Consider the following 16219-nt stretch of genomic DNA (forward strand, 5'->3'; position numbering starts at 1 on the left):
AGCCACTGGGAAGGCAGCGCTCATTCCACCCGGAGCTGCCTGGGTGGACCTGCTCTTTCGACTCGGAGTGACGCCCCCGATGATCACTGTCAGTGCTCGGCTCTACGGTGCTTGACATGGACGACATCCGGACGGCAGGTGTGATTCTTGCGGCCCTCGAGTTGACGCCCGCAGAGCCGTCGGACGTGACCGCAATACTCTTGCGGGCGTCCGATCGGCAGGTACTCCTCCGCGGCGACGGGGAGGGCTGCGCATGGAGCCCGACCGCCACATCGCGCATCACCCCGCGTGATGTCACCCCCTTGGCTCGCTACCTAGCCGATCACATGGACCGGGGTCGTATCGAGCACTGGACAAAGATCATCGATCGAGGAGCGAGTGAGGGCCGGTACCGCCCTCTCGCCGTCATGGACGTCGACTACCCCTCCCGCCTGCGTGCAGCATGGGATGCGCCGCCACTCCTCTTCTGCAGTCTCGCCGAGACCGACGACCCCCTTGGCGCCGCGTCAGGTGCCTCGACGATGCACGGGGGGCTCAATGCACGACTGTCACTTGCGATCGTGGGCTCCCGCCAGACCAGCCCACAGCTCCAAGAATCGACGGAACGCGTCGCCGCGGATCTCGCCGTAGCCGGGGTGGGGATCGTCTCAGGGCTGGCTGCGGGTATCGATGCTGCCGCCCATCGCGGCGCCTTAGCTGTTGGCGGCTATACGGTCGCCGTCATGGGAACAGGCATCGACCTCGTGTTTCCAGAATCGAACCGGCACCTCGCAACCGAGATCCGACGCGTTGGAACTCTAGTGTCACAATTCGCCCCGCCGGCTCCTCGGACGCGCACCTCGTTCCTTCGTCGCAATCACGTCATCGCCGCCATGAGCGATGCCTCCCTACTAATGGATGCGAACGAGCGCAGTGGGAGCCGGTACGAGGTGGAGCAAGCTCTTGACTACGGCCGACCAGTCCTGGCCTGGGCGCCGGCTCTCGGCCATCAAGGATGGGTGCAGGAACTGGTCAAGACACGTGGCGTACGCCTCGTAGAGTCGGCCGCTGAAGTCAGCCAATACATGGCACGCTCGGGGCATGAGGGTGGGGCGTGACGATGAGGACCGAGCGCAGATCCGTGATCTCTCGCAGCGACTGACCGCTGATTTGACGGCTCCGCTCAAGGAGGGCTCAGGCATCTGCCAAAGCTGTAGCACCTGGACCACGAACGAGGGCACGCGCAAGTCCACATTAGGTGCGGTGGAGGCGGAACCCCGCCACAGCACCGACTCCTCAGCCGGTATCTCTTCCGTCTGCTGTGAGAACTGCGACGAGGTGCGCGACGCTCTTGAGCGCGAGCCACTCGCATTGTCGATCGTCTCGCTGTATCGCAAGCCGTCCACCCTTCGAGACATACTGACTCAATACAAAGGTCGTGACCATGAGGATGACCCATTCGATCCAAGGTGTGCGACCGCAGTCCGAGCGATACTAGGCCGGTACCTTCTCGAGCAGGGCGAGCGACTGTGCCAGGTCGCCGGAGGGGTAGACGGCATCGTCGTGGTCCCATCGACGCAACGCCGCCCAACTCATCCGCTGGAAGCCGTAGCGGACTCACTGAACCTCGACTTGCCGCGCTGGTCCATGCTGGAACGTACCGACGCCCCCTTGGGCTTTCGACAGCCCAATCGCGACGGATACCGGGTGGTTATGACTCGGGAGCCCTCGCGACTCCTTCTTCTTGATGACGTTTACACCACCGGTGCTCGCCTCAACAGCGCGGCGGCGGCCCTCAGCCACGACGGACACCAGGTCGCCGCTGCGTTGGTCCTCGCAAGGCGCATCAACACCGACTACACATCCGAAGCGGCACAGCTGTGGGCTACTGCTGCGGCCGAGCCCTTTGCTTGGCACGACGGTCCTAGGACAGTGGCGTCATGAGCACACACGAGCCCGTCCCTGGACTAGCCGTCGCCAAGGATGCGGCGGAGCCGGCGCCACGCGGGCTCGCCGATCATTTGCCGGCCCTACTGCGACAAGCCCAGATTGGGACGGTCGAACTCGATCTAGTGCATAGGCGACCGTCCTTTCACGGCAGCGAGGTGTCTACTGACGCACGATCCATAACCAGCCCGGCTCGCGACGAGCACAGACGCCGCGGCTTCGGCTTCTGGGAGTTCGTGCTCGCCGAAGCCGTAGGTAGTGACCCTGAGACAAGGCGAGGCCTGCTTACGGGAGCCCTGCGACACAACAGCGACGGGGCGATTCGAGTTCGGTTAGAGCGCGAAACCTTCATCGATCGGCTGCGTGATGGGCAGTACGAGAACCTGCCGCCCCGCGATCTGGTGTCGTTCTGCTCATCGGTTTCGGTCACCGGTGATGAGCGCCAGCTACACCTCCCACTGCTCGACCTGGGCGTGAAACCCACTGCTGACGGTCAGGTGGCTGCAGTGGACGCGATGGCTTCGCTCGGACTCAATGGTTTGTTGTTTTTGAGTGGACGCTCGTACCACTTCTACGGTGCGAAGCCCGTGACGCAGCCCCAACTGGTCGCGTTGCTGGCCCGAGCGCAGCTTCTTTCACCCATCGTCGACTCTCGCTGGGCATCACACCAGTTGATTGATGGCCGTTGCGGCCTGCGGATCTCGACAGACTCAGAGAAGACCCCCTTCCAGCCGGAGTTTGTCGCACAAGTTGGTTCAGGGTAGGAACCCGGGGCTGCGGGGACGAGGGCAGTGGCCGCGTTCGGGGGATTGCCGCGCGCAGCATGCGAGAGTCAGCTCAGTTGCTCACCGTTCTGCCCGAGCTGATCACGACGTTCTGTCGTGATCAGCCAAGCGTCATAGGGCTCCACGAATTTCGGTGCTTCTCTGGCCGAATCGCCCCAGTTCAAGAGGCACTAGCAAGGTAGTCGTCCTCGACCGGCTCCTGCACCACGCCACCAGCGTCGTCACTAGCGGCCAGTCCTACCGGATACGCGAGGCCAGAACCCGGACAAGTGACAGCCCACCACGAACTGAAGAACCGCGAGGAGTGGGGACTTTTACTTGGCACCAGCGGGGACCTCAACTTGGCCATTGACACAGCCGCTGTGTCGTCGTCGGCACCGGCTGGCTTGTCGACGGCGACACAGCACCTGCCATGGAGGCCGCCGCTCATGCACGCAAACACGCCCGGTGCTTGGGGTCGGACGTGAAACGTGTTGGGAATCAATTGAATTGAGCAGTCGCGCACATTCGCGGGGGCGAATGAGCTGCCGACGCCGGGTCGGGATGCCGAATGAGTGTGACCCGGAAACGGCTCGGCTGTTGGGACAATCGAGCCGACCTTGCGCCCGGCGAAGGGGTCTCGCCGTAAGGTTATTTGGGGCTGGGCAGCTTGCCGATCCGGTTGGCGATGACGAAGGCCATGATGTTGTCGAGTTCGATGGTGAGGTCGGGGGTTTGACCTTTGAGGCATGTGGGGCAACGAAGGGGCCATCGCCGACCGTCGCCTGAGCCAAGGGGCAGGAATCCGGTTCCTTGGCATTGCTTGCAGGTGGTGTAGCCGTCAATGGTCACGATTGCGTGCAGGACGCTCAGCAGGGGGCGCCACGTGCCGACCGTGTTTTGGTTCAGTGCCTGTCGGGCGGTAGCGACGAGCTGGGCGAGCTGGACATCGTTGCGAACGTGCGCGGTCGTGGCCGCGCGTCGGTGAAGAGAGCGCAGTTCTCGCACGATGTCCTGCTGTTGACGATGCAGAGGAACCAGAGCTGCGCCGAGGGCGCGACCGCTCAGGCCTTCGGCTCGCAGAGCGGCCGAGTCTGCGCTGATTTGCTGGTCAAGGTCCAGGAGCTGGGCTTCGAGCGCGTCTGCTTCACCTTCGGGTTGGGCTGGACCCAGCAGGCAGCGTTTGGCGGCGTGTTCGAGCACCTGCGGCGCCGCAAGTACGTGTCTGACGTGTTCCAGGACGGCAGCGTCGACAACGTCGACCGGGACGTTGAGGCAGGACCCGTGCCGGTGGGGATCTGCGGTTGGTAGGTAGTGGTCCCGGCATGAGTAGGTCGGGCGTTGGGTTCCCGCGGTTCGCCCCATGGCCCCGCGCCCGCACGGCATCCGCAGAACGCCCGACAAGAGGTAGGGCCCCCGGGACTGCTGTTGCGGCCCGGTACGGGCCTGTTGCCAAGCTGACCATTGCGCAGACTCCGCTTGGGTGAGGATCGCTGGGATCGAGACGGAGATGCCATCGAAGATCCAGATTCCGGAGGCCGCTCGAAGTGGCGGTTCCCTGAGGGTCCAGCGACGCAGAGAGGCAGCGGACCAGGAAGACGCCCGCGCAGGCTTCATACCCGCCGAGTTCAGCTCTGCCGCAACGGTGGTCGCGTTCGAGCCGTCCACGATCAGTCGTTGGAAGATGGTTCGGATGGTGTCCGCTTGCGCGTCGTGTGTGACCAAGCGTTTACCTCGCTTGGAGGGCGCTGACACGACTCGATACCCGAACGGTGGCGTGGAAGAAACGAATCGTCCTTCATTTTGGGCGGCAGCGCGGCGGCCCTGTTGTGTGCGTTCCGAGATGCGGCGCCGCTCCCACCCGCCAATGACACCCAACACGCCAGAAGTCAGATCGCCGGCGGGAGTGGAGGTGTCCAGGCCTTCGTCGATGAGGACGACATGACACCCGTGTTCACGTAGCTTCTCTACAAGGTTGAGCAGGCCGACCGCCGAGCGGGAGATGCGATCGATTTTGGTGGCCATGACGGCATCCACACCACCGGCTCCGACTCTGGCAAGTAGCCGGTCAAGGCCCGGTCGGGAGTCCAGCACGCCTGAGACACCAGCATCATCAAAGTGCTCAACCAGGACCGCGGCTCGGGCTGTCACAGCTGCGGCCAGGCGGCGCCGCTGGTCGGGCAACGAGGTGCCCGTCTCGACCTGCTCGGCTGTCGAGACCCTCGCGTAGGTCACGACCCGCACCCGGTCGCTCACGACGCCCTGCGGCTCACCTTCAGTGAAAGAACCCGCTGCTCGGGAGGCAAGAGGGCTTCGATCAGACGGGTGAGGACTTGGGGATCCACCTGATCCCGAAACCTCACCCGAACCCGCACCCCGCCCACTGGTGGAAGACGCCGCTGCCATTCGCTCATACCCCCCGAAGGCCGACGAGGCACTGCGGGCGGTCAACCCGCAGCAGGCAGGGGTTTCCCTTGCGACGGACAAGTAGGCAACAAACAGGGAGCGCTCGGCGACGCTGCATCAGTACGAGTCAGCCCCGCCACCGGAAAACGGATGCGGGCCGCGCGAATCCTCGATGACGACCGCGGCGGAGCCCTTGGACGACCGAACCCGGATGAGTACACCGTAGAAGTCCCGGGCAGAACCGTCGAGAAGCGTATTGAGGATTGCCGTCCGTTCCGTTTTGATGAACCGGAAGGTGATCCGCCAGTTTCCATTCACCCTGACCGAGGCGGAGGTATATAACCCCCAGTAAGGGCTCGTTATAGCGAGTTAGGAACTTTTATAAGCGGCTTCGCACGACCGCACCCTCAGGACCGAGGTGCGAGGTGTGGCGCCGTCTCCCGGCCCGGAGTGCTGACCGTCTTCGGGTCGCCGGGCGATCACCCAGCGTGCCGGTGAGCAGCCAGCCGACCTCAACTAACTGCCGGGTGAATTTTCTGCGCTGCTAGGTCGGGGTCTGTCAGACTTTCTGCGGTAGACCTGCCATGACACGGTAGAAGGATTCTCATGCCCGTTTGGGCCGAAGCCGGACTATGGGGACTCCTCGCGGGTGGGGCGCTGGTCCTCGGCGCCGGCATCGCCTGGTTCGTCAAGGTGCCACAGCGTCGTAGCCGTCGTCATGGCGTTCGGGGCAGGGGTGCTGATCTCGGCGCTGTCCTTCGACCTCGATGACGAGGCCGAGGCTACCGGCGGGCTGGTACCCACCGCAGCCGGATTCATGGGCGGCGCCGTCATTCATGTTGCGGTCAACGTCGCGCTGGCCAAGCGCGGGGCCAGGCATCGCAAGCGTTCGCGTGGGATCCAAGGATCGGAGAAGGCAATGCGGGCAGCGGCGCGGCCATCGCGATCGGTGCCTTGCTCGATGGCATCCCGGAGTCCATCGTCTTGGGGCTGAGCTTGCTCGGCGGGGGTGGCGTCGGGGTCCCGGTCTTCGCCGCGATTTTCTTGACCGACCTGCCCGAGGGCCTTTCCAGCGCGGCAGGGATGAAGGAGTCGGGACGCGCGGCCCGCTACGTCTTCGGGGTGTGGGTGGCGATTGCTGTCACCACTGGACTGGCCGGGCTACTCGGCGTCCTTTTGTTCGAGGGCGCAAACCCAGAGACCATCGCTGCCATTACGGCCCTCGCAGCCGGGGCCATCCTCGCCATGGTCGCCGACACGATGATCCCAGAAGCGTTCGAGAAGACGCACCTGTATGCCGGCCTCGCGGCGACCGTAGGCTTTCTCGCCGCGTTTGTCCTAAGCCACGCCTAAGCGTCAGTGCTCACCCCCTCGCCGAGCGGGCGGGCGTGTCTGTGACGATCGTTAAGCCTCGATCCACCGATGGGCTGGTGGAAGACGGCGCGATCGGGCTCGCTGGGTGAGCTTTGGGTGAGGGCGCGGGTGATCGCCCCGGCCTTGCTGCCGGGGTGTCCGTGGGGTGTCGTTCGTGCCGTTGCCGGCGGGGTGGTCAGGTCCGTGCGGTCGCGGTTGGTGCTCCGCAGCCGAGGGTGAACAGGTGGGTCCAGGCGTTCTTGGCGTGGACCTGCTCGATGATTGCGTGGTGCCGGTGGACCTTGTCCGCGGTCACGGTGTCCAGCACGGCCGGGTCGGTGGTGGTGAAGAACGCGTGGAAGCGCCACACGTCGAATAGGGTGCCTTGCCCTGCGGCCTTGTTCCGTTCGGCGTTGGCGTCGGGGATGCGGCGCACGACAAGCCGGCCCGGGACCTGGTTGGCCTTCTTCTTCTGCGCTGCGAACGCGGTGAACGGGATGTCGGCGACTTCGGCGCGGGAGATCCACGTCCCGGTGGCTTCGTCGCGGATCGCGTCGGTGTAGTCGATCCTGGTCCACTCGTCGTCGTCGATGCCGGCGATCGCGGTTTTGATCGCGGCGGTCAGGCGCACGGTGACGGACACGTCCGCGCCGCCGGCCAGTGCGGCTCGAACGGCGGGGCCGCCGAAGAACGCGGAGTCCATCCGGACCAGGACGACCCGGTCCTTGCCGAGCAGGCGGCGGGCTTGTTTGACCGGCGTCACCGATCAGGCGGGCCGCGCCGCGCGGGAAACCGCACGAGCTCTTGCGGAGCCGCTGCGCCACGATGACGGGTGCGTGCCCGGTGGTGGTGAGGGTGGCCAGGATGGCGTTGAGCCCTCGCACCCGGGTGTAGCCGAACCCGGCGCCCTGCTTCTGGTGGCCGTGGACCTCGATGATCGTGTCGTCGACATCGACCAATGCCTACCCGCCGACTTCGCCGGTTGTACTGGTCGCGGGTGCCTGCGGCCCGGCGACCGGACTGAGCAGGTGCGTGCGTGCGGCCAGGGCGCGCGGGAACCGAGCAGCCACCGCGTCGAGTTGCCGTACGTGCCCGAAGGTGAACGCCCGCAGGAACGACCCCAGCGTCGAGGGCGCGTACACCGAGCTGAAGACCTTGCTCATCCCGCCGTGGCGCAGCACCGCCATGTCATCGATGCTGTCCGCGCCGGCAAGCATCCCACCGACGATCGAGGCGACCTTCAGGCCGGCGTTCGCGCCCTTGTCCGTGGCCACCGTCAGCCGCTCGTCGGTTAGCGTGCGTAGGCCAGCGGCATCCGCCAGGGCCATCACCGGTACGAGTCCGGCGGACGACACGAGGTTGGGGTCATCAAAGACCGCGGAGGTGCGGGTCCGGGTGTGAGAGAGTTTCTCTTACGAGATGCCCCTTGCGCGCGGCGTGAATTTTTGTCTGAAGAACTCCAATTCTGTTGCAGCACAGGGGCATTCTCGTGTTCCGGCGCGCCGGATCACCTCACCGCTCCGGACCTATCGGTGGATCGAGGCCAAGGTTCTAGAGCGACCTGCCTGCAGATGCCGCATTACCAGCGGGAGCGTGTCTAGGCGCTCCAGCGTCCGTAGTGCTCTTCCGTCGTCGCAATTCCTCTCACCACGGCTGATGGGAGGTGTCCAACATGCCACGCCCCGCACGAAGTGCATCGGTAAGGGCGAAGGTGCTCCCCGCGCAGGCTCTTGGCATGGGCTTTGGCCGAACTGCGGTCGGGATGCTCTCGCTTCCCTGTCGGACAGCGTCCCGTAGTCCAACGCATTGAGGTTGCGGCGCTCACAGGCAGCACTTCCGGCACCCGAGACGGTAACTGCGCATCCCGGGGTAGGCGGGCGGAGATGCCTGCCTACACTCGCGGCACACTCTCCGAAGCGTCGAAGCGCCCCACCCGAAGGCGACGACCCAAACATCTTCGAGGTCGACACGCGCTTGAGCGCGTGCCCAGGATTCGATCTGTAGGGGGATGACCGAATCAAGGTGCTGCCCGAGGCAGTGAGCGCAAAACTCTGGCTCGAGGTCGGATCTGGGACACAGCATGGAGGGCTCCTTCGGGCAACGAAAGAGCCCCCGACAAGGCGTCGGGGGCTCGCGAGGACCATGCAGAAATACAAAGGCCCTCATTAATAGGGTCCGGCAGGCCTACTAACGGACGGTCGTTACCGATTCGTGATCAGATGAACTGGGTCCTCGCAGGGTGCGCGAGCACCGCGGACGGCGATGGGCCGGTTGAGGCCGTCGTCCTCGCCCTACAAAGCAGGCGCATGTCGGCGAAGGTGTGCAGGCCGCGAGCCTTGAACTGGGTCAGGTTGCTCAACGGCGGAAGCACAAGACCTTATGCATGGATCGAGATCGCGGCGCAGATTGGATTGCTGGACGGTGCAGAGTTGCGCGCCACGAACGTGACGGTCGGCAACATGCCAAAACAAGTACTCGATCGGCGTCAGCTGGCGAGCCTTCCCCTACGCGCGCAGCCATCGTTTACGCATAGGAAAGGACGATATCCATCGCCTTGCAACGCTCGGTATCGCCACGGAAACTCTGGGCGGAGTGGAGATCCACCAGCCACGATGCGATGCATATCGTGGCGGCATCTGAGGCCAACCGGTACCAAGGAAGTGCGGCTCGCCCCATCCCATCCCACGCCCCTATGACGGCACACTCTGCTGAGGAGGTGTGCCGGAGATGACTGTCGTACGGGTGCTGCTGGTCGACGACCAACCACCGTTTCTGCGGGCCATGAGCTCAGTGGTTGAGGAGACCGCCGGGTTCGAGGTCGTCGGCGAGGCCTCCTCCGGAGAGGAATCCATCCTCGCGGCGGCTGTGCTGCTCCCAGACTTGGTGCTCATGGATGTGAACCTTCCGGGCGTCGACGGGATGGAGGCCACGAGGCGGATACGGAGGGCACAGTCTCCGCCGGTGGTGTTGTTGCTGTCGACGCATGACGAGGGTGCGGGTGCGCCCTTCGTCGCTGAGTGTGGAGCGGCGGCCTATGTCACCAAGTCGGCGCTCGGGCCAGACCGGCTCGTCGAAGTCTGGACCTCCGCGTCCGCGTGATCCCCCGGTGCCAGGCGCCGCGACTCGTCCCACGACCCGGCCAGCATCCGCGAGGTCGGCGCTCGGACCTCGACGAAGGTGCGGCCGTCTCGGCTTGTCGCTGAGACGGACCCTCCCGCCGCTTCCATCCGGTCACGCATGTGGTCCAAGGACAAGCCACCACCATCGGTGCCGCTCACGTTCAGGAGCACCTGGTCACGGTGCACGGACAAGACGACGGCAACGGGGTACTCAAACGCACGCACCGCCTCGGCGACGCAGAAGTAGCTTGCCGCCTCCACGCGTGCATCGAAGCGGAGGTCAGTCGCGGAGTCCTCGACCGTCAGGCGCGGTGGTCCAGGGACGCCGGGTCGAACCAAGAGTGACCCGAGTGCGGTGGGGAGTCCTGCGCGAGCGAGCTGGGCTGGGAACACCCCACGCGTGATCTCACGGAGCGACTGCATCGCGGTGTTCATTGATGTGAGTAGCGGCGCCAGCTGTGTGGTACCCAGCGACGTGGGAGCGTGCGGATCCGGCTCTGACAGCTGGCGAAGCCTGTCCGGGAGCGGCGCGAGGTGCGGTATCACCTGTCGCGCGATCGCCCCTTCGACCCGGCGACGTTCGGCGTCGCCCGCAGTGATCAATCGCTCCCGGGACTGGGCGACCTGGTTGGTGTGCCTGCGGAGCTGCTCCACCTCGACGGAGAGTTCGGCTGTGAGCTGCGCGTTGCGAAAGGCCATACCCGCCTGCTCTGCCAGGTCAGCGAGCAACCTGCGATCACGCGCACGCAGAGCGCGTCCGGCCGGCATCTCCACGACAAGACTGCCCAGCCGTTCCCCGTGTTCGATGACCGGTATCGCGACCCGCGCGATGACCTCCTCGTCTTGGAGCAGCGGTGGCCAGGCGGCCACCTGGTCCGGCCCGGCTTCCACATGGACGGACACGATTGCACGGCGTGCATTCACCGCACGCGCGGCAGCTTCGGCCACTGCGGGCAACAGGGCATCCGGGTCTGCCTGTTCCCCGAGTCGCCCGCTGAAGTCAGAAAGTGCCTCGTACGGCGCGGCCGCGGCACCGAAGGCCAGACTGTCCGCCAACCGCACCACTCGGCGCCGCAGCGGCTGGAAGGCTATCGCCACCACAGCCGTCGCGATCAACGACGGCCAGAAACCACCGGCCCCTCCGCTCACCGCGGATCCGATGACCACCACATTCCCATCGTAGCCGAGCGCGGCCAGCCCCGTGGCCAGGGCCAGTATCAGTGCCCGGTTCGCGATCAGGTCGATCTCCAACAACCGGTGGCGCAGCACCGCGACCGCCACGCAAAGGGGCACTGCCAGTTGTGCCAGACGCATGGGCAGACCCGCCAGCCAAGTTCCCTGCTCACCCGTCAGGCGTGGGAGGACGAGGATGATCACCACCCCAAGAGCCAGGAATACGGCCGAGGATGCGATCCACAGGATCTGGCGGCGCTCGTCGTCCATCGCTCCACGCAGACGCAGGGCCATGGAGACGGCTGACGCGATCAGACCGCTTGCCACAAGCAGGTATCCGAGGGTGAGCAGCACAGTCGACACAGTGAGTCCGTCGTACTGGTCGGCGTAGACGAAGTCCCCGGCACTCGTCGTCAGTGTCCCGAGTGTGCGCAGGACGAGACCGGCAAGCGTGGCCCAGACGGCCCAGCGCCAACCGGGAGAGGCCAGGTGCCCGGTGGGGGAGATGAGGAAGACCATGATCAGCGCAGCGAAAGCCGGCCAGCCCAGCAACGGCGATGACCAGGCGATCACGTGAGCCCAGTAGGGGGAACCGGGACCGTCACCTTCCAGAACCCAGAGGCTGTATGCGTCGGCAGCCAGGGTCACCGTGAGGAGGCTGGCAGCGCTCAGCAGCCATCCCAACATGTGCCTCGGGTAGCGCGAGATGATCAAGGCCCCCATCAGCGCGCAGCCCACGCCGGCCATGGGGGCCAGTGGCCAACCATGGTCGGCCCACGTCACCTCGCTCAGAAGCGGACGATGATTGGCGGTGAAAATGGTGTCGAGGGTGGCGGCGATCGTGGTCAGTCCGACGATGCACCAAGCGATTCGGGCTCGCATGTCACCCGACCCACTGAGGGACCAGCGCCGGGTCGCAAGCAGCCACGACGTCTCCGGTCCGGGGCACCAGGGCAGTCACGGTCGTGCCAGTGCCCCCCGACGACTCCACCTTGACCGTTCCACCGACCGCGTCCAGGCGGTCGAGCATGTTGGCCAGGCCCGCCCCGGATGCCCCTGCCGCCCGTGTCTGGTCGAAGCCGGTGCCGTTGTCGGTGACGGTGAGCTGCCAGCTGTCTGGGCCCTCGTCCACCCGCACCGATACCGCACTTGCCGCAGAGTGCTTCGCGGCGTTCTGCACGGCTTCCATGCAACAGAAGTAGAGCGCGGCCTCCACCTGTGCCGGTGGGCGCGACAAGCCGTCGGTGTAAATGTTGACCGGCATGACGCCACCCGCGACAGCGGCCCGAAGCGCCACGCCCAAGCCGTGGTCGGCCAGTTGGCGTGGGTAGATCCCGCGGGACAGCGCCGAGAGCGTCTCGATCGCCACCTGCGCGGCGACGGCCTGCTCGGAGAGCAGCGCAGCAGCACGCGTCGGCGAACGGTTGACGATGGTGTGCGCGAGACGAAGGTTCACAGTCAGGGCCACCAGATGCTGCTGCGCGCCATCATGGAGGTCGCGCTCAAGGCGAATCCTCTCGGCATCCTGGGTCTCGATCAGACGCTCTCGAGAAGCCTTGAGCTCCTCGGAGCGAACCAGCAGCTCCGCCCGACGGTTGTCGAGCTCGGCCCGAAGCCCGACCCATTTGAGCACCAGGCCGGCCTGGGCAGCGAGACCGGCGAAGAGCCGTTCCTCAACGAGAGTGAGGGCCAGACCAGGGCGCTCCTGGAGCCGGAGCACCCCCAGGAGCTGGCTGCCGTGACGCACCGGCAGGGTACGCACACCCTCGCTGGTCACGGCGAGGTTCTCGAGTCCCAGGGACGGCGGCGTCCGATCCTCGTCGACATCGGGAGGCCAGGTGGCGGCCAGGGTCACGCGCCCGGCGACATTCACCCACACCTGCGCCCACTTCGCCCCGGTTCCTTGTGCGAGCAGCATCGCCATCGTGGCCGGTAGCTCCTCGCTCGCCGACGCGCTGGAGACGGAGTTCGAGAAGTGGCTCAGCACGTCGTAAGGCGATGAGACTCCCAGCCCCCACCTGACCGTGGCACGTTCGAGCGCAGCCTGCACACGCGCGAACGACAACGCGACGACGGTGGTTGCCAGCACTGACAGCGGCACGCTCGGGGAGGCGGTGTGGCCTGTCAGGGCCCCACCGCCCAGCACGACGACCACGTAGACCCAGACCACGAACCCGGCCACGCCGAGGAGGACGAGCAGCTCGCCCGCAACGCCACGGTGCAGTCCTCGGAGCAGACGGCGCGGCCTCATGGTTCAGTGTGCTCCTCCTCGCGCAGCGCGAGCAGGGGTTTCTCCGCACCCTGAGGGTGGGGACAGCCGTAATGATCTGACCTGCCTGAACGCCTGAACGCCTGAACGCCTGAACGCCTGAACTCCTCAGCGACTCGCGCCGCTGGCCTCGAGGTAGGCCAGAACGGCCATCACCCGCCTGCTGACCTCGTGCTCGTCACCCAGACCCAGCTTCTGGAAGACCGAGCCGATGTGCTTTTCCACGGCGCGGTCACTGAGGAAGAGGGTCTTCGCGATGGTCGCGTTGTTGCGACCGGTGGCCATCGCGTGAAGCACCGCACGCTCGCGGTCGGTCAGGCCGAGCAGGGGACCGTCGGCTGCCCGCCGGGCCAAGAGGGCTTCGACGACCAGCGGGTCGAGCACCGACCCGCCGCGAGCCACTTCGTGCAGGGCATGCGCAATCTCGTCGAGATCGCCGACCCTCTCCTTGAGCAGGTAGCCGAGGCCTGCAGCTCCGTGGGCCAGCAGTGAGAAGGCGTAGTCCTCCTCGACATACTGCGAGAGCACCACCACCCCCACGCTGGGGTGTGCTTCCCGGATGCGTTTGGCCGCCGTGATTCCTTCGACGGTGTGAGTGGGAGGCATGCGGATGTCGGTGAGGACGACGTCGGGTAGGTGCTCCGCCACTGCTCTCATGAGGGAGTCCAAGTCGGTCGCGGTTCCGACCATCTCGATGTCTTCGACCTCGGCCAGCAGTGCCGATACGCCCTCTCGAACGAGGTAGTTGTCGTCGGCGACGACGACGCGAAGCGGCATGCCTTCGACTGTAGCGACCACTCGCACTGCGGTGGGCCAGTCCGCATTTGCGGTGGGGTCAGGCCCCGGCGTTGTGCTGCTCACCTCATCGTGGTGGAGCCGCCCGGTTCGTAGCGTCGATCTTGAACCGCGGGACCTACCCGACCGGGTGTGTCTGGACGGTCAAGTGAAGGAGTCCGACATGTTGGTACAGCTAGCCGACTGGTGCTACCGACAGCGCCGTCTGGTTGTCGTCCTGTGGATCGCCGCGGTGGCCGCAGCCTTCGCGCTCGCGAGCTCGTTCGGCGGAGAGGCCAGGGCGGACTACCTCCACCCCGGCTCCGAGTCGCAGACCGCCTCACAGACACTGCAAGCCAAATTCCCCGAGAGGTCCGGCGACACCCTGCAGGTCGTGCTCCACTCCGAAGGCGGCTTCGCCTCGGCCGCGGTCCGCACGCGGGCCGAGGACATCCTCGCCGACGTCGCCACTGACCCCCACGTGACGGGCGTCGCCAGCCCCTTCAGCCAAGGCGGCGCCAGCCAGATCTCGCGCGACGGCACCACGGCATACGCCCTCGTTGCGCTCGACAAGACCGCAGACGAGTACACCCCCGCGGAGGCGAAGGCGCTCGTCGAACCAGTCGTCGCCGCCGGCGACGACACCCTCAGGGTCGAGGCAGGCGGCCCGGTCGCAACTCGGTCCCAGACCCCGCCCGCCGGAGGGGAAGGCATCGGTCTCGGCGCCGCGGCCCTGATCCTGCTGTTCATCTTCGGCTCTGCGGTGGCGATGGGGCTGCCGCTCCTCACCGCAGTGTTCGGCCTTGGCATGTCCGTCGCGCTGGGAGAACTGCTCCGCCGTGTGCTGGACGTCCCCGACTGGGCGACCTACACCGCGGCCATGGTCGGCCTCGGAGTCGGCATCGACTACGCGCTCCTCATCGTCACGCGGTACCGCAGCAGCCTCGCCGAAGGACGAGACCCACGCCGGGCGACCCTGAACGCCATCGCGACGGCCGGCCGAGCGGTCGTCTTCGCCGGCCTCACCGTCGTGGTCGCGATGCTGGGCATCCTCCTGGTCGGACAACCGGCCCTGGTTGGCTTCGCCTTCACCGCGTCGCTGTTCGTGCTGGTCACCATGACCGCGTCGCTGACACTGCTGCCTGCACTGCTGGGCTTCACCGGACGCAACATCGAACGACTGCACGTGCCGTTCGTGGCCAGGAACCAGCACGCCTACGACACCACACGCTGGTACCGCTGGAGCCGGTTCGTCCAGCGCCGGCCATGGATCGCCGCTATCGGTGGCCTGGCTGTCCTCCTGTCGCTGGCGGCTCCCTTGCTCGGCATACACCTCGGCACCCCCGATGCCCAGAACGACCCGAAGTCCTCCACGACGCACCAGGCCTACAACCTGATCGCGAAGGGGTTCGGCCCCGGCTTCTCCGCACCGATGGTGCTCACCGTCCAAGGGGCGGCCGGCACCGAACTGCGCGCGGCGACCGACACGGTGGCCAAGGAGCTGGCCGAGGTTGATGGCGTGGCGGCGGTCTCCCCGGCCCTGGTGAACGCTGCCGGTGACACCGCCGTACTGACGGTGGTGCCCACCACCTCCCCCCAGGACAAGGCCACTGAGGACCTGATCGACACTCTGCGCGACACGGCCATCCCGGACATCACCTCGGGCACCGGGCTCACCGTCGCCGTCGGCGGAATGGTGGCATCGGACCTCGACGTCACCCGTGGCGTCGCAGAACGGCTGCCCCTCTTCTTCGGCGGCGTGCTGCTCGTCTCGTTCCTGCTGCTGATGATGGTGTTCCGGTCCGTCGTGGTCCCCCTCAAGGCCGTGATCATGAACCTGCTGGCGAGTGCGGCGGCGTTCGGCGTCCTCACGCTCGCGGTCAGCGGGGGACCGCTCGGGAACCTGGTCGGCATCCCGGAGGCCACGCCGGTCCCGATCCTGCTGCCTGTCGGGATCTTCGCGATCCTCTTCGGGCTCTCGATGGACTACGAGGTGTTCCTGCTGTCCCGGATCAAGGAGGAGTACGACCGGACCGGCGACAACGCTGTCGCCGTGGCCGATGGACTCGCCAAGTCCGCCCGGGTCATCACCGCCGGGGCCGCCGTGATGATCACCGTGTTCGTCTCCTTCGTCCTCGGCCAGGACGTCTTCAGCAAGATGTTCGGAATCGGACTGGCCGCAGCAGTCTTCGTCGACGCCACCATCGTCCGCATGGTGCTGGTGCCGGCCACGATGGAACTGCTCGGCGACCGCAACTGGTGGCTGCCGGGCTGGCTCGACCGCCTGCTGCCGAACATCCACGTCGAGGGCTCTGAGGTCACTCCCGACGATGACACCACACCGCCCGAGCCCCTCGTCCCGACGGCCCCGGTGCCGGCGGGCGCTGGCGCCGGCGCGTAGGGGACGTGAGCGACATGCGCAGTCCTCAACGCAC

General features: G+C 66.2%; 8 protein-coding genes and 2 pseudogenes. 5 read left to right on the plus strand and 5 right to left on the minus strand.

Annotation, left to right across the window (positions count from 1 at the left end):
• The first annotated feature begins 116 nt into the window (after positions 1-116).
• Both LL946_RS10580 and LL946_RS10585 read left to right on the plus strand, forming a co-directional pair.
• Positions 117-1097: a DNA-processing protein DprA gene (locus LL946_RS10580; protein ID WP_404380419.1), complete on the plus strand. Its 981-nt coding sequence runs from the start codon at positions 117-119 to the stop codon at positions 1095-1097.
• Positions 1098-1919: 822 nt separating this feature from the next.
• Positions 1920-2690, plus strand: coding sequence for a hypothetical protein (locus LL946_RS10585; RefSeq protein WP_404380421.1), 771 nt, complete (start codon positions 1920-1922; stop codon positions 2688-2690).
• A gap of 651 nt (positions 2691-3341) precedes the next feature.
• Here LL946_RS10585 and LL946_RS10590 read toward each other — a convergent pair.
• Positions 3342-5096: a recombinase family protein gene (locus LL946_RS10590; RefSeq protein WP_404380423.1), complete on the minus strand. Its 1755-nt coding sequence runs from the start codon at positions 5094-5096 to the stop codon at positions 3342-3344.
• 606 nt (positions 5097-5702) lie between these two features.
• On the opposite strand from LL946_RS10590, the pseudogene LL946_RS10595 reads away from it, so the two are divergent.
• A pseudogene (locus tag LL946_RS10595) lies at positions 5703-6449 on the plus strand (ZIP family metal transporter).
• A 241-nt stretch (positions 6450-6690) separates the two neighbouring features.
• Here LL946_RS10595 and LL946_RS10600 read toward each other — a convergent pair.
• Positions 6691-7804, minus strand: a pseudogene (locus tag LL946_RS10600) (IS1380 family transposase); the annotation flags it as partial.
• A 1387-nt stretch (positions 7805-9191) separates the two neighbouring features.
• On the opposite strand from LL946_RS10600, the gene LL946_RS10605 reads away from it, so the two are divergent.
• A complete protein-coding gene (locus LL946_RS10605; RefSeq protein ID WP_404380425.1) occupies positions 9192-9548 on the plus strand; it encodes a response regulator transcription factor in 357 nt (118 codons plus the stop codon).
• Here LL946_RS10605 and LL946_RS10610 read toward each other — a convergent pair.
• From LL946_RS10610 to LL946_RS10620, 3 genes are all read right to left on the minus strand, one after another.
• A complete protein-coding gene (locus tag LL946_RS10610) occupies positions 9482-11623 on the minus strand; it encodes a sensor histidine kinase (protein WP_404380427.1) in 2142 nt (713 codons plus the stop codon). The two genes, LL946_RS10605 and LL946_RS10610, sit on opposite strands and share 67 nt — an antisense overlap.
• Position 11624: 1 nt before the next feature.
• Positions 11625-12992: a sensor histidine kinase gene (locus LL946_RS10615; RefSeq protein ID WP_404380429.1), complete on the minus strand. Its 1368-nt coding sequence runs from the start codon at positions 12990-12992 to the stop codon at positions 11625-11627.
• A 126-nt stretch (positions 12993-13118) separates the two neighbouring features.
• Entirely contained in the window at positions 13119-13787 is a 669-nt protein-coding gene (locus tag LL946_RS10620) for a response regulator (RefSeq protein WP_404380431.1), read from the minus strand.
• Between LL946_RS10620 and LL946_RS10625 the strand changes: the two genes are divergently transcribed.
• Complete coding sequence (locus LL946_RS10625) at positions 13756-16185, plus strand: MMPL family transporter (protein WP_404380433.1); 2430 nt, start codon at positions 13756-13758, stop codon at positions 16183-16185. The two genes, LL946_RS10620 and LL946_RS10625, sit on opposite strands and share 32 nt — an antisense overlap.
• The last annotated feature ends 34 nt before the right edge of the window (positions 16186-16219 follow it).

This window comes from Knoellia locipacati, from assembly GCF_044791685.1.
Classification (GTDB): domain Bacteria; phylum Actinomycetota; class Actinomycetes; order Actinomycetales; family Dermatophilaceae; genus Knoellia; species Knoellia locipacati_A.

Excerpts from the sequence above, each read along its gene's own strand:
- LL946_RS10580 (WP_404380419.1), top strand. The coding sequence starts at position 117 with ATGGACGACATCCGGACGGCAGGTGTGATTCTTGCGGCCCTCGAGTTG.
- LL946_RS10585 (WP_404380421.1), top strand. The coding sequence starts at position 1,920 with ATGAGCACACACGAGCCCGTCCCTGGACTAGCCGTCGCCAAGGATGCG.
- LL946_RS10590 (WP_404380423.1), bottom strand. The coding sequence starts at position 5,096 with ATGGCAGCGGCGTCTTCCACCAGTGGGCGGGGTGCGGGTTCGGGTGAG.
- LL946_RS10610 (WP_404380427.1), bottom strand. The coding sequence starts at position 11,623 with ATGCGAGCCCGAATCGCTTGGTGCATCGTCGGACTGACCACGATCGCC.
- LL946_RS10615 (WP_404380429.1), bottom strand. The coding sequence starts at position 12,992 with ATGAGGCCGCGCCGTCTGCTCCGAGGACTGCACCGTGGCGTTGCGGGC.
- LL946_RS10620 (WP_404380431.1), bottom strand. The coding sequence starts at position 13,787 with ATGCCGCTTCGCGTCGTCGTCGCCGACGACAACTACCTCGTTCGAGAG.